Here is a 24,250-nt window from a genome sequence, read left to right on the forward strand (position 1 = left end):
CAGGTTATTGACAGCCAGCCCATTCACCTCTGCCCGTTCGGGCACCGATATCAATATTCCGTAAGGGCTTTCCCGGAACGGATGCCCGCCGGCCCCCGCCCACCGATAAATTGCCACCCATGCACCTGACCCCTCTCGCCCTGACCTCCGACCACGACATCCCCGCTCCCCTCCTCACCGAGCTCACCGCCCTCTACGCCTCCAACCGGGAGTTCCACGCGCTCAGCGGTGACTTCCCGGATCCGGACGACATTCGGCCCGAGCAGGTGGCGGTCGCGTTGGCGGACGAGTTGGCGAATCCGGGGGTGGAGGCGCTATTGGCTCGGAGCGAGGGGCGGCTGGTGGGGGTTGTGATCACGCTCGCTCGGCATCCTGACCCGGCTGATCCCGATCCTTGGATCGGGCTGTTGCTGATCGATGCCGGTGCTCAACGGCGGGGGTACGGGCGGCAGTTGGCCGGGCTTGTCGAGGAGCGGTTCCGGGCGGCCGGGCGTGCCGCCGTGCGGCTTGCCGTGCTCGATGCGAATCCGAAGGGGCTCGCCTTCTGGACGGCCCTGGGGTACGAGGTGATCGGGCATCGGGCCGATCTCCAACTGGGCCGACCGTGTGCCGTGTTGCGGAAGGAGTTGGGCGAGCCGCCAGCGTGAGCCGCAGGCCTGAGCCGCCGCCGTCAGGGGTGGCTCGGCTTGCCGTTGCCATACAGCCAGTCCTTCCAGATCTCCTCGAAGTCCTTGGCCGGCGCCATCTTCTCCACGTACGCCGTGAAGTCCGCCGTGTCCGCGTTGCCGTGGCGGTGGGTGGCTGCCCAGCCCTGCACGATGTCGTAGAAGGTGTCGTCGCCCACCGCCTGGCGGATCTTGTGGAGGACCATCGCGCCGCGTAGGTAGACGGGGGTGTCGGAGATGTGGCCGGGGCCGCTCGGGCGCGCGGGTGGGAAGGCCCACAGGTCGGCGTAGTCGTCCTCGCCGTCCGAGTAGAGGTGGCTGAAGGTCTCTTCGGCCGTGTCGCCTTCGTGGTCCTCGTCCCACAGCCACTCCGCGTAGGTCGCGAAGCCCTCGTTCAGCCACATGTCTCGCCAGGTCTTCGGGGTGACGGAGTCGCCGTACCACTGGTGGGCCAGTTCGTGGACGAGGGTCTCGGTGTCGGGCGAGCCGGGGAAGACAGGGCGGTTCTGGGTTTCCAGGGCGTATTCGGCGTCGGACGGGCGGTCGACGATCGCGCCGGTGGAGGAGAAGGGGTACGGGCCGAAGTTGTACTGCGCCCAGTCCATGATCTCGGGGAGCCGGGCCAGTACCTTGCGGCTCGCCGCTGTCTGGGTCGGGTCCACGGCCGTGTAGACCGGCAGGCCGTCGGATGTCGTGGAGCGGGTGATGTCGTAGTGGCCTACGGCGATCGTGGCGACGTAGCTCGCCATGGGTTCGGCCGTGTGCCAGGTGAACGTCGTGCGGCTCTTGGTGGTCGTCTCGCCCTTCAACTCACCGTTGGAGATTGCCTGCAGGCCCTTGGGGACGGTTACCGCGATGTCGTACGTCGCCTTGTCCGACGGGTGGTGGCTGCCGGGGAACCACGTCGTCGAGCCGATCGGCTCGCCCAGGGCCAGTGCGCCGTCGGTCGTGGAGAGCCAGCCCTCCTTGGAGCCGTCCGGGTCGGTGATCGTCTGTGGGGTGCCGGAGTAGTGGACGGTGGTCCGGAAGGTCTCGCCCTTGTCGAGGTCGTCGTGGGGGCGGACGGTGAGTTCCTGGCCTGCGCGGTTCCAGCGGGCGGGGCGGCCGTCGACGGTGACGTCCGTCACGTCCAGGCCCCTGAGGTCGAGGTCGAAGGCGGAGAGGTCCCGGGTGGCTCGGGCGGTGACGGTCGCCGTGCCGGTGAGGGGGGTGGCGGGGGTGGAGCCGTCGCCGGTGGCCGGGGTGTACGCGATCTTCAGGTCGTAATGCGTGACGTCGTAGCCGCCGTTGCCCGCTTTGGGGAAGTACGGGTCCCTTACGCCGGAGCCGCCCGGGGTGCCCTGGACTCCGCCGGAGCATGCGGTGAGGGTCAGGGCGAGGAGGGCGGAGAGGGTGGTGGTCACGGCCGGGACAGGGCGGACGACCGGGACAAGCGGCGCGGATCGGGGCACGTCCGTGATCCTAGGCGGAGGGGCGACCGGCACGGCGTGACACCATCGCATACGTGCTCGACATCGGCTACGCCCTCTCCAACCGCTTCCCCGACCCGCCCCAGACGGACTACCGCCGCGTGGACGTCCACGCCCTGCGGCACGACCTGTTCTGCGGAGACGTCTATCTCGCCGACACCGAGACCGACCGGGAACTGTCCACAGCCTGGGGATGGGTACCGGTGCTCGACTTCGCGTGGGCGTTGTGCGACATCGTGGAACGGCTGGACAAGGACCCGGCGGGATCGCGTGCGGCGCGGCCGCAGCGGGAGGAGCTGGACTTCACGGAGACCACCGACCGCATGCTCTTCGAGCGGCGGTTCGGGTGGGTGGACGTCGAGTCGGACTGGATGCCGGCCGACGAGACTCCGCTGTCCTTCTCCCACTCCGAACTGCGGCGCGAGGCACGGGACTTCCTGCAGGACCTGATCGCCGACCTGGTGGACATGCACGAGGACCTCGGCGAGAACCCTGCGGTCTGGGCGCTGCAGGCCAAGTTCCCCCGGGTGAAGTGAGGACGGCTCCTTCGCACGCACGAGGAGCGGGGGCAGAGTCCCGCCGATAGGCTGAAGTCGCTCGGAAAACCAGTGCGCACTCCGCAGAGGCTTCAGCGATCGCAGCACAGGAGGAACCGTGGCCGGTCAGTTCGAGGCGACAACCGAGATCAACCGCTCCATCGAGGACGTCTTCGCCTTTCTCGCCGACGGCACGAACGACCCCAAGTTCAGTCCTCGGGTCCAGTCGATCAAGAAGACGCCGGAGGGACCGACGGCCGTCGGCACGGTCTTCACGAGCACGGTCAAGGACGCCGGCATGAAGACGGGCCGGACGTTCCGGATCACCGAGTTCGAGGCACCCCACCGGATCCGGTGGGCGGAGACCTCCAAGAACGCCGTGACGGCGGACGAGGGTGGCTACGACCTGGAGTCCACCGGTCCCGACACGACCCGGGTGCGGATCTTCAACGTCCTCGAAGGCCACGGCATCGGAAAACTGCTGGTCGGCTTCGCGGCGGCTGCGGCCCGCAAGGACGGGCCCGCGTTCGGGCAGCGGATCAAGGCCGCGGTGGAGGCGGAGACGAAGCCCTCCCAAGGGGCCTGAGGCTCCCAAGAGTCCTAGGGGGTCCTAGGAGTCCTCGCCGTCACCCCTCCACCCTGATCCCCAGCTCCCCCGCCAACACCGCCGCCAGATCGACCAGTTGGGCCGGGCTGATCGTCGACCCCGCCAGTCGGTCCACCCCGCGTGCGATGTCGACTTCCGCCGCGCCTCTGAGGTCCACGTCCTTCAGGACCGCGCCCGTGAGGTCCGCCTGTCTCAGTGCGCAGTCCACGAACTCCACGCGCTCCAGGCGGGCGCCGCCGAAGTCCGGTTCCACCAGGACGCAGGACTCGAAGACGACGTCCTTGAGCTTCGCCGTGCGCAGGTTGAGGTAGTCGATCTTGCCGCCGCGGATCACCACCCGCTCCAGTACGGCGCCGTGCAACTGGGTTCCGCCCAGGCGGGCGTCGATCAGCTCGACGTCACGGAAGGTGGACTCGGCGAGGTCGGTGCCGACTCCTCGTAGGCCGGTCAGGACCGAGTCCAGGAAGCGGGCGTGACCCAGTTTCGTCTCGTCCAGCGCGCACCCCGTCAGCGCGCAGTCCATGAAGCGGGCGCCCCCGCCGTCCTGCCCGACGAAGTCCAACTCCCGGAACTCCAGGCCGTCGTAGTCCCCGTCCGGCGCCAACTCCCCGCCTCCGAAGGGCTCCAGCGCGGGCAGACGGATCTCCGGACGCCGGGCCGCCTTCACCCCCGTAGCACCCGTTCCGCCCGCACCACTCGTCGCTCTCCTCGCCATGCCCCCCATCCTGCACCCCGCCACTGACAATCCCCCGCCCAGCCCCTGACCGGCCACAACACCCTCATGTCACATTTCCGGGCTCCGATCAGTCGTAGATACAGAAAGGCACCCGAGCCGAGGGAGACCCACCCATGCACCGCATCACCGTCATCGGCGGCGGATTCGCCGGACTGACCGCGGCCGTCACCGCTGCCGAGGCGGGCACCAAGGTGACCGTGTACGAAGCCCATCACACCCTCGGCGGGCGGGCGCGGACCGCCGAGGGGCCGTATCGGACGAACGACGGACCGCATGCGCTCTACAGCGGCGGCCCGCACTGGACCTGGCTCAGGCAGCGGGATCTGATCGGGCCAATGGCGCCGGTGCCGCCGTTGGAGGCGGCCCGGATGCGGCTGCGGCATCAGGGCGTGCTGCGCCGTACCCCGCCGTTCGCGATGCTCAAGCTGTTGCGTCCCGGGATCCAACAGGCGCCCGTGGACGTCGACTTCCGCACCTGGGCCACCGGTATCGCGGGCGAGGAGGGGGCCCGGGCCGCCGCCAACTACTCCGCCGTGGCGCTGTTCCATCACGATCCCGGCGTGCTGTCCGCCGCGTTCGTGCAGGAGCGGTTGCGCCGGGCGACCAGGCTGCCGCCGGAGGCGCACTATCCGCGCGGCGGCTGGGCAAGCGTCATCGACCGGATGGCCGCCCGGGCCTGGAATCTGGGCGTGCGGATGGAGACGCTGGCGCGCGTCGACACCCTGCCGACCGATACGCCGGTGGTGGTGGCCACCTCTCTCGACGCCGCCCGTCGGCTGCTCGGGGACGACTCGCTGACCTGGCCGAGCGGCCGTACGGCGCTGCTCGACCTCGCCCTGCGGACCCGGCGCGGGGACGCCTTCGCGGTGTCCGACCTGGACTCCCCCGGCTGGATCGAGCGGTTCACCGCGCAGGACCGGTCCCTCGCGCCGGCCGGCGAGCAGCTCCTCCAGGGACAGATCCCGCTCGCTCCGCACGAACGCCGGGCCGACGGTGTCGCCCGCGCCGAGCAGCTCCTCGACCTCGGTTTCGACGGCTGGCGCGAGCGCGTGACCTGGCGGCGGGAGGCCACGGCCAACGGTCGTACGGGAGCCGTGGACCTGCCCGGCACCAGCTGGCGGGACCGGCCGGCCGTCGACCGGGGCGACGGCGTCTATCTCGCGGGCGACCAGGTCGCGGTGCCCGGCGTCCTGTCGGAGGTCTCCTTCAACAGCGCCCTCACCGCCGTCTCCCTCGCCCTCGGCGCGCGCGGCCGTGACGCCCTTGACCTCAAGCATGCCTGAGGTTGGAGGGTGGGGCCCACGAGCCAGCGGCCTCCCGGACAGTCCGCCCGGACCGGGGGCCTCACCGACACCTGGGGGAACCACCATGCACGCCATCCGTCTGCACGCCTTCGGCCCGGCCGAGAACCTCACCTACGAGGAGGTCGCCGACCCCCTGCCGGGCCCCGGCCAGGTCCGTATCGCCGTCGAGGCCGCCGGAGTGCACCTGCTGGACACCGCCCTGCGCGAGGGCGACCAGGGGCCGTTGCCCCGGCCGACCGCGCTGCCCACCATCCCCGGCCGCGAGGTCGCCGGGGTCGTCGAGTCGCTCGGCGAGGGAGTCGCCGGGCTCTGGCTCGGCCTCCGGGTGGTGGCCCATCTCGGCTTCGCGCCGGGCGGGTACGCCGAACTCGCCGTCACCGATGTCGACCGGGTGCACGAGATCCCGGCGAACCTGGACTTCGGCGAGGCCGTCGCCATGATCGGGACCGGGCGTACGGCGATGGGGATCCTGCAGTTCGCCGAGCTCGGCCCGGACTCGGTGGTCGTGATCCCGGCCGCCGCGGGCGGGATCGGGACCCTGCTCGTGCAGTACGCCAGGCACGCCGGTGCCGTCGTCGTGGGTCTGGCCGGCGGACCCGAGAAGGTCGCGCGCGTGCAGGCCAACGGCGCCGATCTCGCCGTCGACTACACGGACCCCGGATGGCCGGACAAGGTGCGCGCCTTCCTCGGCGGGCGGCCCGCCACCGTCGTCTTCGACGGGGTGGGCGGGGACATCGCGCGCGAAGCCGTCGGGCTCCTCGGTCCGGACGGCAAGCACCTCGTCTTCGGCTGGTCCGCCGAAGGCATCCGGGGCGGCGAGCCCTACCTCGTGGAAGGCGTCTCCGAGCGGGTCCTGGGTCCCGTGATGATGCAGCGGGCCGGCGGCCCCAACCCCGTACGCACTCTCGAACTGCGTGCCCTCGCCGAAGCGGCCGAAGGCCGGCTGACCCCTGCCGTGCGGCGGTTCCCGCTCGCCGAGGCGGCCGCCGCGCACCGCGCGCTCCAGACGCGCGCGACGACCGGAAAGGTGGTACTGGAGCCATGACCAGCAAGTCCGCACCCGACGATGCGATACCCGAAGATGCGATACGGCCTGATTCATGGTCTTCTGGCCGAATGAGTGTCACCCGGACAGGTGAAACCGGCCCGCCCGTGGACGCCGATCCCCGTCGCTGGTGGGGTCTGGTGATCATCGCGCTGGCGCAGTTGATGGTGGTGCTCGACGCGACCATCGTGAACATCGCGCTCCCGTCCGCCCAGACCGATCTGCACATGTCCGACGGCAACCGTCAGTGGGTCATCACCGCCTACACGTTGGCCTTCGGCGGTCTGCTTCTGCTCGGCGGCCGGATCGCGGACCTGGTGGGCCGCAAACGGACGTTCATCTTCGGCCTGATCGGCTTCGCCGCGGCCTCCGCGCTGGGCGGCGCGGCCACCGGCTCGGGCATGCTCTTCGGCGCCCGCGCGCTGCAGGGCGTCTTCGCCGCCGTACTCGCACCCTCCGCGCTCTCCCTGCTGACGACGACCTTCACCGACCCCAAGGAACGCGGCAAGGCCTTCGGCATCTACGGCGCGCTGGCGGGCAGCGGGTCGGCGATCGGGTTCATCGTCGGCGGGCTGCTCACCGAGTACCTGGACTGGCGCTGGTGCCTGTACGTGAACGTGCCGATCGCGGTCGTCGCCGTCTTCGGCGCCTTCGCGCTGCTGCACGACCGGCCGGGACACAGCGGCGCCCGGCTCGACGTTCCCGGTGTGCTGCTGGGCTGCGGCGGTCTGGTCGCGATCGTCTACGGCTTCAGCGAGGCCGAGCCCCGGGGCTGGAGCGACCCGTTGGTGCTGGGGCTGATCCTCGGCGGGGTCGCACTCCTCGTCACGTTCGTGTGGTGGCAGACCCGGTCGCCGTCGCCCCTGCTGCCGCTGCACATCGTCAAGGACCGCAACCGCGCCGGCTGCTTCCTGACCATGGGGCTCGCCGTCATCGGCATGTTCGGCCTGTTCCTGTTCATGACCTACTACCTCCAGGTCATCCTCGGCTACTCGCCCGTGAAGACCGGCCTGGCCTTCCTGCCGCTGACCGTCGCGATCATCATCGGCTCCACGCAGATCTCGGCCCGGCTGCTGACCCATGTCGCGCCGCGCGTCCTGATGGTGCCCGGCATGGTCCTGGCGGCGGGCGGCATGCTGATCCTCACCCAGATGACGGTGAACTCCGACTACACCACCGAGATCCTGCCCGCCCTGCTCCTCATGGGGCTCGGCATGGGCCTCACCTTCATGCCGGTGTTCTCCACGGCCACCGCCGGTGTCGCCCCGCAGGACGCGGGCGTGACCTCGGCGACCGTCAACACCTCGCAGCAGGTGGGTGGTTCGATCGGTACGGCGCTGCTCAACACCATCGCCACCACCAGCGGCGCGACCTACATCGCCGCCCACCTCCACAACCCCGCCCAACGCGCCCTGGTCACCAGGGAGGGCGTGGTCCACGGCTACACGGTCGCCATCTGGTGCGCCGTCGGCATCATGCTCCTGGCCGGCCTGGTCGCGGGCCTGATGGTCACGGCGAAGGCCCCCAAGCACGGGGCGCCTGCCGAGGCGGCGGTGCCCGAGTCGGTGGCCTGACCGTAACTCTGCGAGTCCCGGCAGGAGTTGGGCCGGGAGACGGAGAGGGGGCCGCGATCCACGCGGCCCCCTCCTCCAACCCCACTTACCGCGCTCAGCCGGCGACCGTCTTCGTCGCCTTGCTCACCGCCGAGCCGTCCTTGTGACCGGTGCGGTGCGCGACGACCTTCACGGTGATCTTCTTGCCCTTCTGGGCCGCCTTGAGCACCAGCGAGGTCTTGGTGGCACCGCTGATCGCCTTGCCGTTGGCGTACCACTGGTACGAGTACGTCGTCGGGCTCGGACTCCACGTGCCCTTGGTCGTCTTCAGCGTCTTGCCGACCTTCGCCGTCCCGCTGATCACCGGCACCTTGCTCGCCTTGGGCGCGTCCCCCTTGGCCACGGTCACCGCGGCCGAGGTCGCCGTGCCGCTCAACCAGCCGCTCCTGAGCGCGCTGACGGTCACGCTCAGCTTCTTGCCGACGACCGAGGCGGGGACGGTGTACGTCGACGCGGTCGCCCCGCTGATCGTCGTGCCGTCGGCCTTCCACTGATAGGTGTACGACGACGGCGCGGCCGACCAACTGCCGGGCGCCGCCGTCACCTTGGCGCCGACCTTGGCCGTACCCGTGATCTTGGGTGCGGCGGTGTTGGTCAGTTGGGGCTGGGTGACGGTGAAGGTGCCGCGCTGGAACTCGCAGCACCCGGCGAACACGCTGACGTTCCAGGTGCCGGGCGCGACGCCGGTCAGGTCGAGGGTCGCGGTCAGCGTGCGGTTGTCCGCGGAGACCGAGTCGGTCCTGGCGGTGAGGGTCGTGCCGTTCTGGTACAGCCGGACCGTGGCGGTCGGGGGGAGCGCGGTGCCGGTCACGGTGAGCGTGGCCTTGGTGCCGGCTACGCCGGTGGTGGGGCTCACCGCGGTGACGGCCACCTTGTCCGGGCCGCAGAGCGTGGACTTGCAGGTCAGTTGGGCGCTGTAGGAGGTGGTGGACACCTTCTCGGGCAGGCCGAGCACGAACAGCGAGGGCGCTGATCCGCTGGTCGAACCGCCCGCCGAGCACTCCCAGCCGGTCGGGATGTACAGCAGACAACCGTTGTTCCAGGCGCTGTTGTAGAGGGCGGGCACCGCCGTGTTCGTGGCGCCGGTGGTGTCCGTGACCGGGACGGAGAAGCGGTCGTACCCGGCCGTCGGCAGCACCGCGCACACCGCGCTGTGCTGCTCGTCGAGCGTGCCGGTGATCGGCCCGTAGCCGTAGGACACCGACGGGACCTTGGTGCACTCCGGCGCCGGACCGGCCGCGGTCGCGATGCGCAGGGCGTCCAGGTGGTACTCGGGAGCCGCCTTCAAGGTGACCGGGGTCTGCGCGAGGACCTGGTGGGTGGTGGACCCGGTCACCGCGCAGGAGCGGTTGCGGAAGGAGCACTCGGCGCCGCCGTCGCCGCCGAACACGGCGATGTTGGCGGTGCCCAGCGCGTCCCGTACGTCCATGTGCAGGACGTCGGTGGCCGCGTCGGTGGTGATCTGACGGCAGCTGACGGTGCCCGGCTCGCCCTGGGCGACGGTCGTGGACGGGCCGCCGACCTTCGTCGCCGCACTCTGCACGCAGCCCGCCGAGGAGGCGCTCGCGGTCACGTCACGCCGGGTCAGGGTGTACGTGGCGGGCAGGTCGCGGCCGGTGACCAGCACGGTGTGGGCGACGCCCGGGGTCAGTGCGCAGACCGTCCAGCCGTTGGTGGTGGAGGTGCGGTCGCAGACCTTCTTGCCGGTGGCGTCCAGCACGGAGAACTTCGCCGGTACGCCGCCGGAGGTGCCGATCAGCTGGAAGAGCTCCGCGCCCGTTTGGGCGTCGGCGGGAATCGTCAGGCACTGCGAGAAGACACCGTCGCCGGTGGCGAAGGCGGCCTTGGCCCCGTCGGCGGTGAAGCTTCCGGCGGGCAGGACCGGGCAGTCGCTGACCGCGTCGGTGCGGTGGAAGGCGATCGTGTAGGGGCCGGTGGCGTCCTCGCCCTCGTCGTCGGTGTGCACCAGCGCCCGGTAGGGGGCCCTTCCGGTCAGCGTGCAGTCGCCGTCCGACAGCTCCGTCGCGTCACATTGCGGGAGGCCGTCCGCGTCGTGGACCGCCACCTCGGTGTCGACAGCGGACCCGCCGAGCGGGGTGAGCGCGGCGATGGAGGCGCCCTGCGGGGCGTCCAGCGCCAGGCAGTCGTACTCGCCGACCGTGCTCAGTTCACCCTTGTACACACCGGCCCCGGTCGCCACGCATCCGGCGTCGGAGGCCTGGTCGAGGACGACCACGTCGTCACCGGTGTCGGAGACACGGTCGATGACGGCGGTGTAGGTGCCCGCGGCCGGCAGCCGGCACGGGTCGGTCTCCCGGCAGGCGATCTTCCCGGCCGCGTCGTACACGAGGACGGGGTTCGCGGAGTCGTCGTCGACCTCGTGGACCAGGTACCGGCCGGCCTGGCCGACGGTGAAGGTGAAGCAGGGGTTGGCCTGGAAGTCCAGGCCCGCCAGGGTTCCGAAGGGGCGTACGGACGCGGTCCGGCAGCCCTGCGGGTCGCTCAGCGAGCGTGCGCCGACCGTGTACTGGGCGGGGAAGCCGTTCTCCGCGTAGCTCACCCTGGAGATCACCCGGTAGGGGCCCTGGCCGGGCAGGACGCAGCTGAGGGTGTTCTCGTCGTCCTCGGTGACGCGCGGGCAGATACGGGCCCCGGTCGAGTCGGTGATCCACGCGACGATGTCGCCGTACACCTTGGTGGCCCGGCTGAGCAGGACACGCTCGCCCGGCTCGCCCTCGAAGGCCTGGCAGTCGATCTCCAGCCGGCTCGCCGAGGTCCGGACGGGCACGGGCACGTCCCAGGCGGTGGAGACCGGAGCGTGGCAGCCCTCGGTGGCCGAGCTCAGCGGGACGACGGTGAACTGGATCTCCCGCTCCTCCCAACCGCTGTTGACGACCTGGACGGTGTAGTCGCCGGCCGCGGGCACATCGCACCGGCCGCTCTCGCCGAACTGCTCCTCGTAGCAGTCGACTTCGGTGCCGTCCGCGGCGAACAGGCGCGCGTAGGCGCTGCTGCTCTCGTCGACGGTCACCAGGTAGCGTCCGGCCGCCGGGGCCGTCATGGTGAAGCAGGCACTCCCATCGGCCGGGACGGTCGCCTTGTTGACGGCATCCCCCGGGTCGCCGAACGGCGCGAGCGCGAGCGGCGCGCACGTGGGATCGGCGGCGCTGGCGGTACCCGCGCCGGTCAGCGACAGCAGTCCGGCGAGCAGCGCGACAAGGGCGGCGAGAGCGGTGAACCGTCTGTGCCCAGGTCTCAGACAGGAAGCGGCGTCGGACATGAATTCCCCCCAGGATCAACGGCCGTTGAGGGGATGATCGCACACGGGTACGACAGCGCACCCGCGGGATTCGGGAGGTCCGCGCCTGGCTCAGTGGCGGCCGGACACCCGGTCCGCCGCCCGGGCCAGCCGCGACGACCGCGCGCCGTTCGTTGCCGACTCCCGCCGGTCCGCCGTGCGATAGGTGGCGTACATGCCCTGCACGCCCAGCCAGCGCAGCGGTTCCGGCTCCCATCTGCGCACCCGGTGGTTCACCCAGGGCAGTCGGGTCAGCTCGGTCGGGCCGCCCTGGCCGGAGTCGGACTGGACCAGGTCCCGGAGCGTGCGGGCCGCGAGGTTGGTGGTGGCGACGCCCGAGCCGACGTAGCCGCCCGCCCAGCCGAGCCCCGTCGAGCGGTCCAGGGTGACCGTCGCGCACCAGTCGCGCGGCACCCCGAGGACGCCGGACCAGGCGTGCGTGACGGCGACGCCGGCGAGGGAGGGGAAGAAGCGGACGAGGAGTTCGCGCAGCGCCTCGATCGTCGCGTCCTGCGTGCGCCCGTCGTTGTCGGTGCGGGATCCGAAGCGGTACGGCACCCCGCGTCCGCCGAGCGCGATCCGGCCGTCGGCGGTGCGCTGGGCGTACATGTACGCGTGCGCCATGTCGCCGAGCGTCTCGCGCCCCGCCCAGCCGATGGCCGCCCACTGCTCGTCCGTGAGCGGTTCGGTGGCGATCATCGAGGAGTTCATGGGCAGCCAAGTGCGCTTCTGGCCCTTGAGGTTGGCGGTGAAGCCCTCGGTGCAGCGCAGGACGTAGGGCGCGCGAACGGTCCCGTACGGCGTCACCGCGTGCTTGGGCCGGATCTCCGTGACCGGCGTCGACTCGTGGATCGTCACGCCGAGGGCCTCGACGACCGCCGCGAGCCCCTTCGCGAGCTTCGCCGGGTGCAGCCGGGCGCCGTGCGGGGTCCAGGACGAGCCGACCGCGTCCGCGACCGTGATCCGCTCGGCGGTCTCCGTCGCGCCGTACAGCTCGCGGTCCTGCTCCCCGTAGGCCAGCTCGTGCGTGTGGAAGTCCTTCAGCCGGGCCAACTGCGCGGGCGTACGGGCGACTTCGAGCACCCCGCCCTTGTGGATGTCGGCCTCGATGCCCTCGGCCCCGGCGACGGCGATGACCTCGTCGACGGTGTCGTTCATGGCCCGCTGGAGCCGTACGGCGGCCTCGTGGCCGTGCAGTTTCGCGTACCGGTCGCGGCCCGCGATGCCGTTGTAGAGCCAGCCGCCGTTGCGCCCGGAGGCGCCGTAGCCGCAGAACTTCCGCTCCAGCACGGTGACACGGAGCGAGGGCGCCGCCTTCCTCAGGTAGTACGCGGTCCACAGTCCCGTGTACCCGCCCCCGACGATCACCGCGTCCGCGGTCGCGTCCCCGGCGAGCGGCGCGCGCACCGCGGGGAGTCCGTCGTCCGCGTACCAGAAGGAGATGCCGCCGTTGACGACACCGCCCGCCGAACCACCTGCCGAGCCGCTCATACCGGGACGCTAACGCCTGAGGGCGGCCACTGTCTCCTTCGGATTCCATTGTCTTCCACGACCTCTGACCAGCGGATAACACCCCAGCCCGATGAGTACGGAGACGAAGTGCCCGAGATCGGTGAAGGTGGGCGTGGAGGTCAGCGGGAGGCAGTAGACGCCGAGGACGACCGCCAGATACAGGTAGCGCCAGGGCTCCGCGATCCGGTACGTCAGCACCGCGACGACCCCGGCCAGCGCGTAACTCACGCCGATGTCCAGGGTGTTGAGCGCCGAGTGCGGGGCCATCCCCTCGTTGACCGCCCGCAGCAGCGCGCCCTCGCTGATCAGCGTCGCGAGCACATGCGCGGCCACGCACACCGTCAGCCACCGAAGGGTGCCGAGCCAGCGCTCGGCCTGCGCGTGGAAGACCGTGTAGAGGACGGCGTACGGCAGCCAGTGCGCGCCGTCGATCCACATCGCGCTCTGCACCAGCACCCGCACCGGGTTGTTCGACAGCTCGTGGATGTTGGTGGACCGCTGCCGCAGGAACTCCTGCTCGAACTCCGGCGACATGTGGTGCATGGCGACGGTCGTGAAGAACAAAATGGCCAGCCAGGCGTACGTCCCGGGTGCGCTGCGGACGTACGCGCCCACCCTCCTCAGCCCCCGGTCAATTCGCATGAGGCGATTCACGCACGCAAGTATCGTCCCGAGGGTGATCGACATTCCGGGCGGGCTGACGGCGGCGCAGGAGAAGTACAACGGGGCGGCGGGGCGGGACTTCATCGCCGCGCTGCCGGGCCTGGCGGCCTCGTTCCTGGACCGGTGGGGGCTGCGCCTGGACGGCCCGGCCATGCACGGGGTGTCGGCGCTGGTGCTGCCGGTGGTGCGGGCGGACGGCGTCCCGGCCGTTCTCAAACTGCAACTCCTCGACGAGGAGAGCGTGGGCGAGCCGGTCGCGCTGCGGGTGTGGGACGGCGACGGAGCGGTACGGCTGCTCGACCACGACGAGCCCACCGGCACGATGCTGCTCGAACGCCTCGACCCGGCCCGCATGCTGTCCCACCTGCCGGACTCGCGTGAGGCCGTCCTGGTCATCGCCCGTCTGCTGGCCCACCTGACGGCCGGCCCGGCCCCGGCCGACCTGCGCCGTCTGGGCGACATCGCGGGGGACATGCTGGAGCAGACACCCCAGGCCCTTGCCCGGATCCCGGACTCCGCCGCCCGCCGCCTGGTCGCCGACTGCGCCGCCGCCGTACGCGAGGTGTCCGACACCTCCGGCGACCGGCTCCTGCACTGGGACCTCCACTTCGAGAACGTCCTCGGCGCCGACCGCGCCTCCTGGCTCGCCATCGACCCCAAGCCCCTCGCCGGCGACCCCGGCTTCGAACTCCTCCCGGCCCTCTACAACCGCTTCGACCCGGCCGAGGTCCGCTGGCGCTTCGACGCGATGACGGACGTACTGGGGCTGGACCGCGAGCGGGCTCGGGCCTGGACGCTGGGGCGCGTGCTGCAGAACTGCCTGTGGGAGGTGGAGGACGGGCGGCCGTTGGAGGAGGAGCAGCTGGAGATCGGGCGCCGACTGCTGGAGGGTGGCGCAGGCTAGGGCCTGCCCGGCGGGTCCTGCCGGACAGGCCCTGGCCACCGGTCACCGGTTCCGAGGCGGGCTCAGCGTTTGAGCGTGAAGGTGAAGTCGCCGGTGAGCCTGCCGCTCAGCCGGACCGCCGAGACGAGCTTCCCCTCCTCGATCAGCCGCTCGACCTCGGCCCGCGAGAGACCGCACCCTTCGGCGATCAGCCGCACCGGCCGGACCGGGATCCGGGCCGCGAAGCGGACCGAGATGTCGACCACCTCGCGGTCCAGACAGTCCGATCCGCCGGTGTCGAGACGCCAGGCGTCGGCCCAGTCCAGGGCGATGCGGTTACGGCGCAGCACAGCCGGATCCTGGAGCAACTCGGCTGCCAGGGCAGGGTCGTTGGCGTGCAGCCGGTCCAGCAGCTCGGGTCGTACGGAGCGCACGTGCGTCCGCTCCAGGACCGTGAGCTTCGTGGTTTCCCCGCAGCCGATGCAGAGCGCGAGGAGCCAGACGTCGATGAGTTTGTGATGGGCGTTGACGCGAAATTTTCCGCTCGTCCGGAAGCTCTCGGACGCGCACGCGTGGCAACGGCGGAGAACGAGCGGGAGGCAGGTGGGCATGACCACCCAGGTTTCGAGCACGGAGGTACACCGTCTCTGTGAGAAGTCCGCAGCAAAAAGGAGCGCGGCGCGGATGCGCGACGCGCGACGATTCAGCGTTCGGGGGGTCTCACACGGTGTACAACGGCACGTCCTTGCCCAGATGACTCGGTCCGGCAGCACGGTAGGGGCGTACGGCGGCGGTGGTCCACAGGTTTTCGAGCACCTCGTCGCCGGATGACAGGCTCTAGCCTTCAGACATGATCCGTACCGCCACCCCCGCCGACATCCCCGTCATCCACACGCTGGTCCGCGAACTCGCCGAGTACGAGAAGGTCCCGCACGAGGCGAAGGCGACCGAGGAGCAGCTCCACGAGGCCCTGTTCGGCGAACGGCCCGCCGCGTACGCGCATATCGCCGTCGACGACACGAGCGGCGAACCGGTCGGCTTCGCGCTCTGGTTCCTGAACTTCTCCACCTGGCGCGGCGTCCACGGCATCTACCTGGAGGACCTCTACGTCCGCCCCACCGCCCGCGGCGCCGGCCACGGCAAGGCCCTGCTGACCGAACTGGCCCGCATCTGCGTCCGACGCGGCTACCAGCGCCTGGAGTGGTCCGTCCTGAACTGGAACGCCCCGTCGATCGCCTTCTACGAGTCCCTCGGCGCGCGACCGCAGGACGAGTGGACGGTGTACCGGCTGACGGACGGGGCGTTGGCGGGGCTCGGGGCGCCGGGCACGACTATGTGAAGGTTCCGCATGACCCCTCACCGAATGGGCACGGCTCCCTGACATGAGCAACACGAATATGCCGCCGTTCCTTTCGGGTCTTGAGCTCTCCCGGCGCTTATACATCGAAGTCGTACGCCCGTTACTTGAGGAAGCCGCCCCGGGGATACCCCACTCCGCCGCCCGTCTGGGCAGCGGCTCCGACGTGCTCGGCTTCGACACGACCGGTCCCGCCGGCACCGCCGATCACTCCACCGCGCACTCCACCGACGACCACTCCGCCGACCGCGCCCGCACCCTCCGCCTGCAGCTCTTCCTCCACCGCCACGACGTCCCCCGCAACGCCGGCCGCATCAGACACGTCCTCGCCGAGCACCTCCCCGACACCTTCCACGGCCGCCCGGTCCGCGGCGGGGTCGAAGTCACGCACACCGCCCCCTGGTTCACCGCGACGCTCGGTTTCGACCCGTCGCACATCACCCCGCAGGACTGGCTGGCCGCGCCCACCCAACTGCTCGCCGAGGTCACCGGAGGTGCCGTCTTCCACGACGGCCTCGGTGAACTCGCCCGCGCCCGCGCCGCGTTGCGCTGGTACCCCCACGACATCTGGCTGCACGTACTGGCCTGCCAGTGGCAGCGCGTCTCCCGCGAGGAGGCGCTCGTCGGCCGTTGCGGCGAGGTCGGCGACGAGATCGGTTCCGCGGTCGCGGCGGCCCGGCTGGTACGGGACTTGATGCGCCTGTGCCTCCTGATGGACCGCCGCTATCCGCCGTACGGCAAATGGCTCGGTACCGCCTTCGCCCACACCTCCGCAGGGCACCGCCTCACCCCGGTCCTGACCGCCGCCGTCACGGCCGGCGACCGGCACGGCCGCGAGAAACACCTGGCCCACGCCTACGAGACCGTCGCCGGCCTGCACAACCAACTCGGCCTGACCGACCGCGTCGAACCCACCGCACCGCCCCACCGGTTCACCCGCGCCCTCACCTCCCGCATCGCCGACCCGGCCCTCAAGCGGCTGCAACTCGTCGGCTCGGTCGACCAGTTCGTCGACAGCGCGGAGGTGCTGACCCGGCCGGAACTGGCGCGGGCGGTGTACGCGTCGGTCACGTCAGCGTGAAGGCCAGCAGTGCCGTCGTCGTGAAGTCCAGCGACGGCTCCACCGTCTGCCAGGCGCCCACGTCGTCCACGTACCGCGCGCCCTTGCCGTCGAAGTCGGTCCACGCTCCGGCCGGCGGGGCGGCGGCGCACTTCTTCATGGTGGGGAAGCCGTTCAAGTCGGCGAGTTCGTCGGCCGCGTTGGGTCCGTTGACCACCGCGCCCCGCAGGATGGCGCCCTTGCCGTCGAGACTGCCACGGAGGTTGGCCAACTGGTGTTCCGGGCAGTGCGGATAGACCTCACCCGCACCGATCATGAAGCTGGTGCCCCAGGCGTTGGCGCCGAGGGCCCACCCCCGCTGCTGCCCGGCGAAGGCCGCGTAACGGGTGTCCCCGGTGGCCTTGGCGTAGAGGCGGGCGGTGGCCACAAGACCGAAGGTGTGCGGCACGGCGTCGAAGTCGTCGTAGACCGCGCCCGCGCCGAACGGGTCGTGCCCGGCGCGGTCGACGCCGTCCTCCAGTTGGCGGCGCAGGTCCTTGTAGAGGTCCCCTTCCCCGATGTCGTTGCTGCGGGCGCCGTCCAGCGCGGTGGCCAGGTCGACGTGGGCCAGCGCGCTGACGTCGGCGACGTTGAGGGTGCCCTTGACGTCGGAGTCCAGGTAGGCGCGGGCCCAGCGGGCCGCGTCGGACGTCCAGTCGCCCTCCCGGTCGTCACCCAACTTCCCTGCAGCCAGGGCCAGTTCCGCACCGGCGAACTCCATGTCGTCCTGCCAGGAGTCCTCGGGGTAGAACGCGCTGGGGAACGCGGTGACGAGCGGTTCGTCGGGGTCGTGGTCGGTGTCGGCCAGGTCGTAGACGGCGGCGGCCTTGTCCAGCCACTCCCGCGCCCGGTCCGGGTCGGTGCCTGCCATGCGCTGCGCGGCGAGGGCGAAGACCGCGGCCACGCGTCCGGCCAGACTGGGGGTGATCGGCTCGCCCGGGTCGTTCGCGCGGAAGACCGGGCGGTGCTTGATCGTGTAGTCCGGGTCACCGGGTGACACGTCGAGTCGGTCGTCGGCCTCCGGCAGCCGCCACACGTCGTGATCGGTCCGCACGGCGTCGTTGCCCGCGCCGATGCCGACCTGGGCGTAGAGCGTCCCGCTGTCCCCGTCCCACATCTTGTCCAGCCAGTCCAGGCCGTGCGTGGCCTCGGCGGACAGTTCCTTCATGTCCGGCAAGTCCCGCTGGGCGAGCAGGAGTTCGGCGACCGAGTAGGAGGTGGTGCCGGTGAACTTGAGGAAGTCCCCCGCGTCGAACCAGCCACCGGAGACGTCGACCTGGTCGCCGGTCGGGGTCAGCCGCTCGTCGAGCAGCTCGTCGCCCTCCTCGTCGTACTCCGGGTCGGCGTAGACGGTCGCGTCCTCGTCGGCGAGATGGGACGGGCCGTGCCTGAGGGCACCACCGGGAAGCGCGCCATCGGGAATCACGTCGGCTCCATCGCGCTGGGCTTGTAGGAAGCGGACGTTGTCCCGGACCAGCGAGGTCATCAACTCGTGGGCGTCGGCCACCCGGAAGGCGGGCGAGCGGCCGGCGGCGCTGCCGGTGAGGACGATCCGGTAGATGCCGGGGGTGTTCAGCGCGGAGAGGTCGGCGGTGCGCACCGAGGGGTACTTGGCATTCCAACGGCCGGTCACGGCACCGAGCCGGCCCGCCGCGACCACGTCGTCCTCGTCCTCGGCGTCGACGACCTTGAAACGGGCGCCCGCGAGGGCCTTCGCGGGCCCCATGACGTAGGCCTGCTTCGTCTCGCCGCGCAGATAGCCGACCTGGTCGACGCGGACGGCCACGTCGGTCGCGGGCGACGTGCGGGAGCCGTCGAAGGGCATGCCGAGCAGGTTCACGGCGACGAGCAGAGTGCCCAGGCCCGTAATGCCTGCGGTGACCAGCAGGCCGGGGGTGCGCAGAGAGTTCATGCGCTCACGGTGCCGGGGGCTTCATGAGATGACGATGAGGACGCCTAGGTCGGGGGCGGCGGCGTCGGGGTCGGGGGCGTGGGCAACCGCAGCTCGGCGAGCAGCCCAGCCCCGGGAGCGTCGGTGAGGCGAGCGGTCCCGTGATGCAGCTCGGCGACCCAACGGACGATGGCGAGCCCGGCCCCCGTACCCGCACCCGCACCCGCACCCGCGGCAGACCCCACACCCGTACCCCAGCCAGACCCCGTACCCGAAGCGGTCCCGTCCCCCCGAGCGACCGTAACCCCCCGCCCGAACACCCGCTCCCGATCCCCGACCGGCACCCCGGCCCCGTGGTCCCGCACCGTCACCAGCCCCGGCCCGACCGTGACCTCCACCGGCGCCCCCGCCGGCCCTCCATGCCTCTGCGCGTTCTCCACCAGGTTCCGTACCGCCTGCGCCAGCAGGTCCGGATCCCCGAGGACCACCACCGGCTCGGACGTCACCGTCACGCTCTCGTGGTCCGGCAACTCCTCCACCGTGGTCTCCACCAACTGATCCAGACGCAACGGCACCAGCTCCACCCGCTGCGCACCGGACTCCAGCCGGGCCCTGGCCAACAACCCCGTGACGAGTCGGCTCAGCCGGTCCACCAGCCGTAGCGCCTCGTCGGAGGAACCGCCCCGCTCCACCACGAGCCTCAACGTCGCCAGCGGCGTACGCAGTTCGTGTGCCGCCTCGGCCAGGAACTGCTCCTGCTGCCCGAGCCCGCGCAGCGCGGGCCGCATCGCCCGGCCGGACAGCAGATGCCCGACGGCCGCCGCGCAGCAGACCAACGCCGTGCAGCCGAGCGCCAACCAGCGTACGAGGACGTCGTGATCGTGTTCGCTGCGCGCCAGTTCCGTGCCGACCAGCACGGCCGCGCCGATCCGGTCGTCGTCCCAGACCGGAGCCGCCGCCCACCTCAACCGCGCGCCGTGTGCGGAAGGGGCGCTGACGACGACGGTCTCCTGTCCGTCCAGGACGCTCCGCCAGACCTCGTCCAACCGGTCCGCAGCCGGCAGCGCCGAGCGCGAGGGGACGACGTTCCGCACCGACGGCGCCTTCCCCGGCTCCGCCTGCAGAACGGCCAACACCTGGGCACCCCGGGCGAGTTCGTCCTCCCGCAGCGGCTCCAGGTGCAGCACCCCCGCGTCGAACCACACCGCCCGCGACAGACCGGCGGCGCGGCTGTCCACCTCGTGGTCGAGGCCGGAACTGCGGGATCCGGCATCGATGCGGATCGCGACCGTGGCGAGTACGACGAGACAGGCGGCGGTGGTCGAGGCGAACAGGAGCGTCATCAGCCGACGGGTCCGCCGCAGCCGGGCCACGGCGGGCGACGGGGCGGGAGAAGGGGCGGAGGGCTGGGCGGACGCCGGGCCGCGACGCTTCACGCCTCGCCACCCGCACCCGCACCCGCACCCGCATTCAGGAAGTAGCCGACCCCCCGCACCGTCCGGATCACATCAGGTGGCCCGAGTCGGCGGCGCAGTTGGCCGATCAGGACGTCCACCACGTTGGACATCGGCTCGCTCGCCTCGTCCCAGCAGCTCTCGATCAGCTCGCTGCGCGTGACCACTTCACCGGCGCGCAGCATCAGGACCTCCAGCACCGCGAACTCCTTGGCGGACAGGCTGAGCAGCACCCCCGCCCTGGACACGCGGCGCCGTGGGAGATCGACCTCCAGGTCGCCCGCCCGCAGGACCGGCGGTCGCGCGGGTTGCTCCCTGCGGCACAACGCCCGTACGCGCAGGACGAGTTCGACGAAGGCGAAGGGCTTGACCAGGTAGTCGTCCGCGCCGTGCTCGAAACCGGCCACCCGGTCGCTCACCGCGTCCAGCGCGGTCAGGAGCAGGAAGGGCAGCACCGACCCCGCCCGCCGTTGCGCGGCGAGCAGGGTGAGCGAGTCGCCGTCCGGTACCGAGCGGTCGGCCACGACACAGTCGTAACCGTTGACGGAGAGCTTGAGATCCGCCTCGGCCAGAGTCCGCGCGAGGTCCACCGCGAACCCCGCGTCCCGCAGCTGAGCTGCGACGACGAGCCCCAGCTCGGGATCGTCCTCCAAGACCAATACGCGCATGGCCGGAGCTTAGACGCAACAAGCGCCCGTATCGCCCGCCCCCGAGCGGCGCGACTTTCGTCGTTCTCGGGTGCGACGAACGGATGCTGTGCGCCCGGGCGGGGATGCCTACCGTGGGCGCGTGAACGTGACGACGAAGGCCCTCGATGTCCGGCGGCGACTGGGCGCGGCCGGCATGTGGCCCCGGCGGCGGATAGTCGGCGAGACGGTGCTGGCCCTCGTCCTTGCGCTGCTCGCGGGGGCGAGCGTGCTGGGCGAGGGCGTGGCGTGGATGGCCGGCGTGGCGGTGGCCGCCGCGGTGGCCTCGCTGTCGCGGCGGGCGTTCCCGGGGAGCGTGCTGGTGCTCGTCGGCGCGGCCGACGGCGTGTTCGGTGGGTTCTGGGCCGTGCTGATGGTCGCGAGCTGGTCGGCGGGGTCGAGGATCGAGGCACCGCGCCGGGCGCTCGCGGTGTTCGCGGCCTCGTACGTCCTGTGTGCGGGAGTCTCCGTCCAGCAGGCGCACTTCGCGCTGTCCGCGCCGCAGACGCTGCTGTTCACCACGCTCTCGTTCCTGGCGACGGCGGTCGTGCCCGGCCTCGCCAGCCGCTACCGCTCCCAGCGCCGGCGGCTGCTGCGCGCGCTGCACGAGCACAACGCCCAACTGCTGCGCGAACGCGAGATCATCGCGTCCCACGCCCGCCTGCGGGAGCGCCAGCGCATCGCGCAGGACATGCACGACAGCCTCGGCCACCAACTCGCCCTGATCGCCGTCCACACGGGCGCGCTCGAAGTGGACCGGGACCTGACGGACGGGCAGCGGCAGGCGGTCGGTGTCCTGCGGGAGGCGTCCGTGGCCGCGATGCACGAACTGCGCGAGGCGGTCGGCATCCTGCACGACGGTACGCCCGACCGGGCACGGGAGCGCGAGGGCGAGGGCGAGCCCGCGGGCCGGGGTGTCTCGGGGATCGACGGCCTGGTGACGGCCTCGCGGGGCACGCGGGCGGTCGTGGAGCTACGGCGTACGGGCGAGGTACGGCCACTGGCCCCCGCCGCCGACCACGCGGCGTACCGGATCGTGCAGGAGGCGCTGACCAACGCCCTCAAGCACGCGCCGGGCGCCCCGATCGCCGTCGAGCTGCGCTACGAGCCGGACTCCCTGGTGGTCGAGGTCGCCAACGGGCCGGTGCCGACCAACGAGGGTCGCCGGCCCGCCGTCAGCGGTGGGCAGGGGCTCACCGGGCTGCAGGAACGGGCCCGGCTGGTCGGCGGCATGGTGCATGCGGGGGCCGGGGCCGACGGCGGGTTCCGGGTCGCGGGCGTACTGCCCTACCCGGGGCGGGAGATGACGACCTTCGGCGATACGACGGACGACTTCCGGGGGCAGAGCGGAGGGACGGTCCCCGGCGACGGTGGCGAGGTCATCGACTGGTCCGGTCCGCCGGACAGGCAGAAGGAGTTCGACATCGCCATGGGAAGCAAGAAGAAGGGCGTCGTGATCGGATGTGGCGCCGCGGTGCTGGCCTTCGTCGTTCTCGGGGTCGTGGCCGTCGTGTTCGTCGTCAAACTGGTGGGCAGCGAGGCCGACAAGCTCATGGTCGACCCGTCGGTCTACCACTCGGTGCAGGTCGGCGACACCGAGGCGGTCGTCCGGGACAAGCTGCCGCACGGCAAGTCGTTCCTGGCCGGTGCGCTGAACGACGACGCCGGCGCTCCCCCCGCACCGAAGGGCGCGACCTGCTCGTCCTACCTGTCGACCGGGGACTGGCCGGACGAGGGGAGCAAGGCACCCGCCTACCGCTTCTGCTTCCGGGACGGCAAACTGATCGAGAAGCGGGCCTTCATGAGCACGTCGTAACCACGACCACCTTGCAGGAGAACTGTGATCAGGGTCCTCGTCGCGGACGACGAACCGCTCATCCGGGCGGGCATCAGGATGATCCTCACCTCCGCCGACGACATCGACGTCGTCGCGGAGGCGGCCAACGGCCGTGAAGCGGTCGAGCTGGTCCGCGCGCACGCCGTCGACGTGGCCCTGCTCGACATCCAGATGCCCGTGCTGGACGACCTGTCCGCGCTGGCCGAACTGCGGCGGGCGGCGCCGTCCGTACGTCCCCTGATCCTGACGACGTTCGGCGAGCGGGAGAACGTACTGCGCGCGCTGAGCCACGGCGGCGCCGGGTTCCTGCTGAAGGACTCGGCACCGGCCGAACTGATCCAGGCGGTACGGGCGGCGGCGGCCGGCGACGCGTATCTCTCGCCCGCCGCCACCCGCCACGTCGTCGACTCGCTCGCCTCGGGCCCGGCCGCGGCGCGCGGCGAGGACGCCCGGCGACGCCTGGAGGCGCTGAGCGAACGGGAGTTGGAGGTCCTCGCCCTCCTCGGCGAGGGCCTGTCGAACGCCGACGCGGGCGCCCGGATCCATGTCAGCGAGGCGACGGTGAAGACGTACGTCAGCCGCATCCTGACGAAGCTGCGCTGCGAGAACCGGGTCCAGGCGGCGCTGTTGGCACGGGACGCGGGGCTGGGGCCCGGCTGACCGCTGCTTCAGCGCCTCCACTACTTCAGCGCCTCCGCTACTTCAGCGCCTCCGCGAACAGCGGTACGACCTGCTCCACCGCGTACCCCACCGACAGCACCGAGTTCGTAGCGAAGGCCTGGCTCACGTTCGGGTCGTCGAAGACGACCGAGTGGCCCGCCTTCACCGCGGGCAGGGACTTGTACAGCGGATCGGAGCTGATCTTGGCGGCCTTGACGCCGATCGGTGCCATCACGATCAGGTCGGCGTCCAGCATCTCCAGGTTCTCCTCGGAGACCGGTACGGAGAACGCGGATCCGGCCTTGGCGTCGACCTTCGGGTTGTTGCGGAAGCCGAGCGCCTGGACGAAGTCGATCCGGGCCGTGCCCTTGACGTAGGCGCCCCAGCCGCTGGAGGTGCGGGACCCGACCGTGATGGTCCTGTCCTTGAACTCGGGGTGGGCTTTGGCGGCGGCCGCGGACTTGGCCTCCGTACCGCTGATCAGCTTCTTGCCCTCGGCGGCGAGACCCAGCGCCTGCGCGACCATCGTGGTCCGCTGCTGCCACGAGATCTTGTACTGGTCGCCGCCCTTCGGCACCCCGATGGTCGGCGCGATCCTGCTCAGGGTGTCGTAACGCGTCTGGTCGCCACTGGACTTGACGTCGAGGATGAGGTCGGGCTTGAGCGCCGCGATCTTCTCGTACTCGGGCTCCAGCGTGCCGATCTTCTCCGGGCTCTTGTCGTACAGCCCCTTGGCCCACGGGCCCACGCCGTCCCCGCCGAAGGCGAGCCAGTCGCTCTCCCCGACCGGCTGCACGCCAAGCGCGAGGGCGGTCTCGGCGTCACCCCAGCCCAGCGCCACCACGCGCTTGGGCTGCGAACTCACCGTGACCGTACCGAACTTGGTGGCGACCTTCGCGGGGAAGGCCCCGGCGGACGAGGACGCCGGTCAGCTC

20 protein-coding genes and 1 pseudogene are annotated in these 24,250 nt (G+C 71.3%); 11 read left to right on the forward strand and 10 right to left on the reverse strand.

Translation table 11 applies throughout. From position 1 onward, the window contains the following. Positions 1–119: 119 nt before the first annotated feature. Positions 120–647 carry a GNAT family N-acetyltransferase gene (locus tag M2283_RS28645; protein ID WP_280879298.1) on the forward strand — a complete coding sequence of 176 codons (528 nt, stop codon included), beginning with the start codon at positions 120–122 and terminating at the stop codon, positions 645–647. 23 nt (positions 648–670) lie between these two features. Here M2283_RS28645 and M2283_RS28650 read toward each other — a convergent pair whose 3' ends face one another. Continuing rightward, entirely contained in the window at positions 671–2,116 is a 1,446-nt protein-coding gene (locus tag M2283_RS28650) for a M1 family metallopeptidase (RefSeq protein ID WP_280879299.1), read from the reverse strand. 53 nt (positions 2,117–2,169) lie between these two features. Between M2283_RS28650 and M2283_RS28655 the strand changes: the two genes are divergently transcribed. After that, positions 2,170–2,670 (forward strand): hypothetical protein, encoded by a 501-nt coding sequence (locus M2283_RS28655; RefSeq protein WP_280879300.1) that lies wholly within the window; start codon positions 2,170–2,172, stop codon positions 2,668–2,670. Positions 2,671–2,788: 118 nt separating this feature from the next. Next, positions 2,789–3,256, forward strand: coding sequence for an SRPBCC family protein (locus M2283_RS28660; protein WP_280879301.1), 468 nt, complete (start codon positions 2,789–2,791; stop codon positions 3,254–3,256). A gap of 40 nt (positions 3,257–3,296) precedes the next feature. Here the strand turns inward: M2283_RS28660 and M2283_RS28665 are convergent, their stop codons facing one another. Then, positions 3,297–3,992 carry a pentapeptide repeat-containing protein gene (locus tag M2283_RS28665; protein ID WP_280879302.1) on the reverse strand — a complete coding sequence of 232 codons (696 nt, stop codon included), beginning with the start codon at positions 3,990–3,992 and terminating at the stop codon, positions 3,297–3,299. Between the two features lie 134 nt (positions 3,993–4,126). On the opposite strand from M2283_RS28665, the gene M2283_RS28670 reads away from it, so the two are divergent. The 3 genes from M2283_RS28670 (at position 4,127) to M2283_RS28680 (ending at position 7,936) form a co-directional block, all read left to right on the forward strand. Beyond that, positions 4,127–5,296, forward strand: coding sequence for an FAD-dependent oxidoreductase (locus M2283_RS28670; protein ID WP_280879303.1), 1,170 nt, complete (start codon positions 4,127–4,129; stop codon positions 5,294–5,296). Between the two features lie 85 nt (positions 5,297–5,381). Continuing rightward, positions 5,382–6,362, forward strand: a complete 981-nt coding sequence (locus M2283_RS28675) for a zinc-binding dehydrogenase (RefSeq protein ID WP_280879304.1) — start codon at positions 5,382–5,384, stop codon at positions 6,360–6,362. 71 nt (positions 6,363–6,433) lie between these two features. Then, positions 6,434–7,936, forward strand: a complete 1,503-nt coding sequence (locus M2283_RS28680) for an MFS transporter (protein ID WP_280879305.1) — start codon at positions 6,434–6,436, stop codon at positions 7,934–7,936. A gap of 94 nt (positions 7,937–8,030) precedes the next feature. Here M2283_RS28680 and M2283_RS28685 read toward each other — a convergent pair whose 3' ends face one another. The 3 genes from M2283_RS28685 to M2283_RS28695 all read right to left on the reverse strand — a co-directional run bounded on the left by M2283_RS28685 (position 8,031) and on the right by M2283_RS28695 (position 13,427). Next, positions 8,031–11,255, reverse strand: a complete 3,225-nt coding sequence (locus M2283_RS28685; protein WP_280879306.1) for a Tat pathway signal protein — start codon at positions 11,253–11,255, stop codon at positions 8,031–8,033. 90 nt (positions 11,256–11,345) lie between these two features. After that, positions 11,346–12,764: an NAD(P)/FAD-dependent oxidoreductase gene (locus M2283_RS28690; protein WP_280879307.1), complete on the reverse strand. Its 1,419-nt coding sequence runs from the start codon at positions 12,762–12,764 to the stop codon at positions 11,346–11,348. Positions 12,765–12,773: 9 nt separating this feature from the next. Continuing rightward, positions 12,774–13,427: a rhomboid-like protein gene (locus M2283_RS28695; protein WP_280879308.1), complete on the reverse strand. Its 654-nt coding sequence runs from the start codon at positions 13,425–13,427 to the stop codon at positions 12,774–12,776. Here M2283_RS28695 and M2283_RS28700 point away from each other — a divergent pair. Next, positions 13,426–14,352 (forward strand): aminoglycoside phosphotransferase family protein, encoded by a 927-nt coding sequence (locus tag M2283_RS28700; RefSeq protein ID WP_432423136.1) that lies wholly within the window; start codon positions 13,426–13,428, stop codon positions 14,350–14,352. The genes M2283_RS28695 and M2283_RS28700 overlap by 2 nt on opposite strands. Positions 14,353–14,414: 62 nt before the next feature. On the opposite strand, the gene M2283_RS28705 is transcribed toward M2283_RS28700, so the two are convergent. Then, complete coding sequence (locus M2283_RS28705; protein ID WP_280879310.1) at positions 14,415–14,963, reverse strand: DUF1062 domain-containing protein; 549 nt, start codon at positions 14,961–14,963, stop codon at positions 14,415–14,417. Between the two features lie 218 nt (positions 14,964–15,181). Between M2283_RS28705 and M2283_RS28710 the strand changes: the two genes are divergently transcribed. Next, positions 15,182–15,670 (forward strand): GNAT family N-acetyltransferase, encoded by a 489-nt coding sequence (locus M2283_RS28710; RefSeq protein WP_280879311.1) that lies wholly within the window; start codon positions 15,182–15,184, stop codon positions 15,668–15,670. Positions 15,671–15,713: 43 nt separating this feature from the next. Continuing rightward, positions 15,714–16,769 carry a DUF4037 domain-containing protein gene (locus M2283_RS28715; protein ID WP_280879312.1) on the forward strand — a complete coding sequence of 352 codons (1,056 nt, stop codon included), beginning with the start codon at positions 15,714–15,716 and terminating at the stop codon, positions 16,767–16,769. Here the strand turns inward: M2283_RS28715 and M2283_RS28720 are convergent. From M2283_RS28720 to M2283_RS28730, 3 genes are read right to left on the reverse strand one after another with little or no spacing between them, the layout of a single operon-like run. Beyond that, positions 16,756–18,699, reverse strand: a complete 1,944-nt coding sequence (locus tag M2283_RS28720; RefSeq protein WP_280879313.1) for a glycoside hydrolase family 9 protein — start codon at positions 18,697–18,699, stop codon at positions 16,756–16,758. The two genes, M2283_RS28715 and M2283_RS28720, sit on opposite strands and share 14 nt — an antisense overlap. 44 nt (positions 18,700–18,743) lie before the next feature. Beyond that, entirely contained in the window at positions 18,744–20,114 is a 1,371-nt protein-coding gene (locus M2283_RS28725) for a sensor histidine kinase (protein WP_280879314.1), read from the reverse strand. Continuing rightward, positions 20,111–20,800: a response regulator transcription factor gene (locus tag M2283_RS28730; RefSeq protein WP_280879315.1), complete on the reverse strand. Its 690-nt coding sequence runs from the start codon at positions 20,798–20,800 to the stop codon at positions 20,111–20,113. Before M2283_RS28730 ends, M2283_RS28725 begins: the two co-directional genes overlap by 4 nt. Positions 20,801–20,975: 175 nt before the next feature. Between M2283_RS28730 and M2283_RS28735 the strand changes: the two genes are divergently transcribed. Together M2283_RS28735 and M2283_RS28740 are read left to right on the forward strand one after the other, a co-directional pair. Continuing rightward, on the forward strand, positions 20,976–22,634 hold the full coding sequence (locus M2283_RS28735; protein ID WP_280879459.1) for a sensor histidine kinase: 1,659 nt from the start codon (positions 20,976–20,978) through the stop codon (positions 22,632–22,634). A 24-nt stretch (positions 22,635–22,658) separates the two neighbouring features. Further along, a complete protein-coding gene (locus M2283_RS28740; protein ID WP_280879316.1) occupies positions 22,659–23,315 on the forward strand; it encodes a response regulator transcription factor in 657 nt (218 codons plus the stop codon). A 37-nt stretch (positions 23,316–23,352) separates the two neighbouring features. On the opposite strand, the pseudogene M2283_RS28745 reads toward M2283_RS28740, so the two are convergent. Then, positions 23,353–24,234, reverse strand: a pseudogene (locus M2283_RS28745) (iron-siderophore ABC transporter substrate-binding protein); the annotation flags it as partial. Positions 24,235–24,250 lie beyond the last annotated feature (16 nt).

Source organism: Streptomyces pseudovenezuelae (genome assembly GCF_029892565.1).
Lineage (GTDB): Bacteria > Actinomycetota > Actinomycetes > Streptomycetales > Streptomycetaceae > Streptomyces > Streptomyces pseudovenezuelae_A.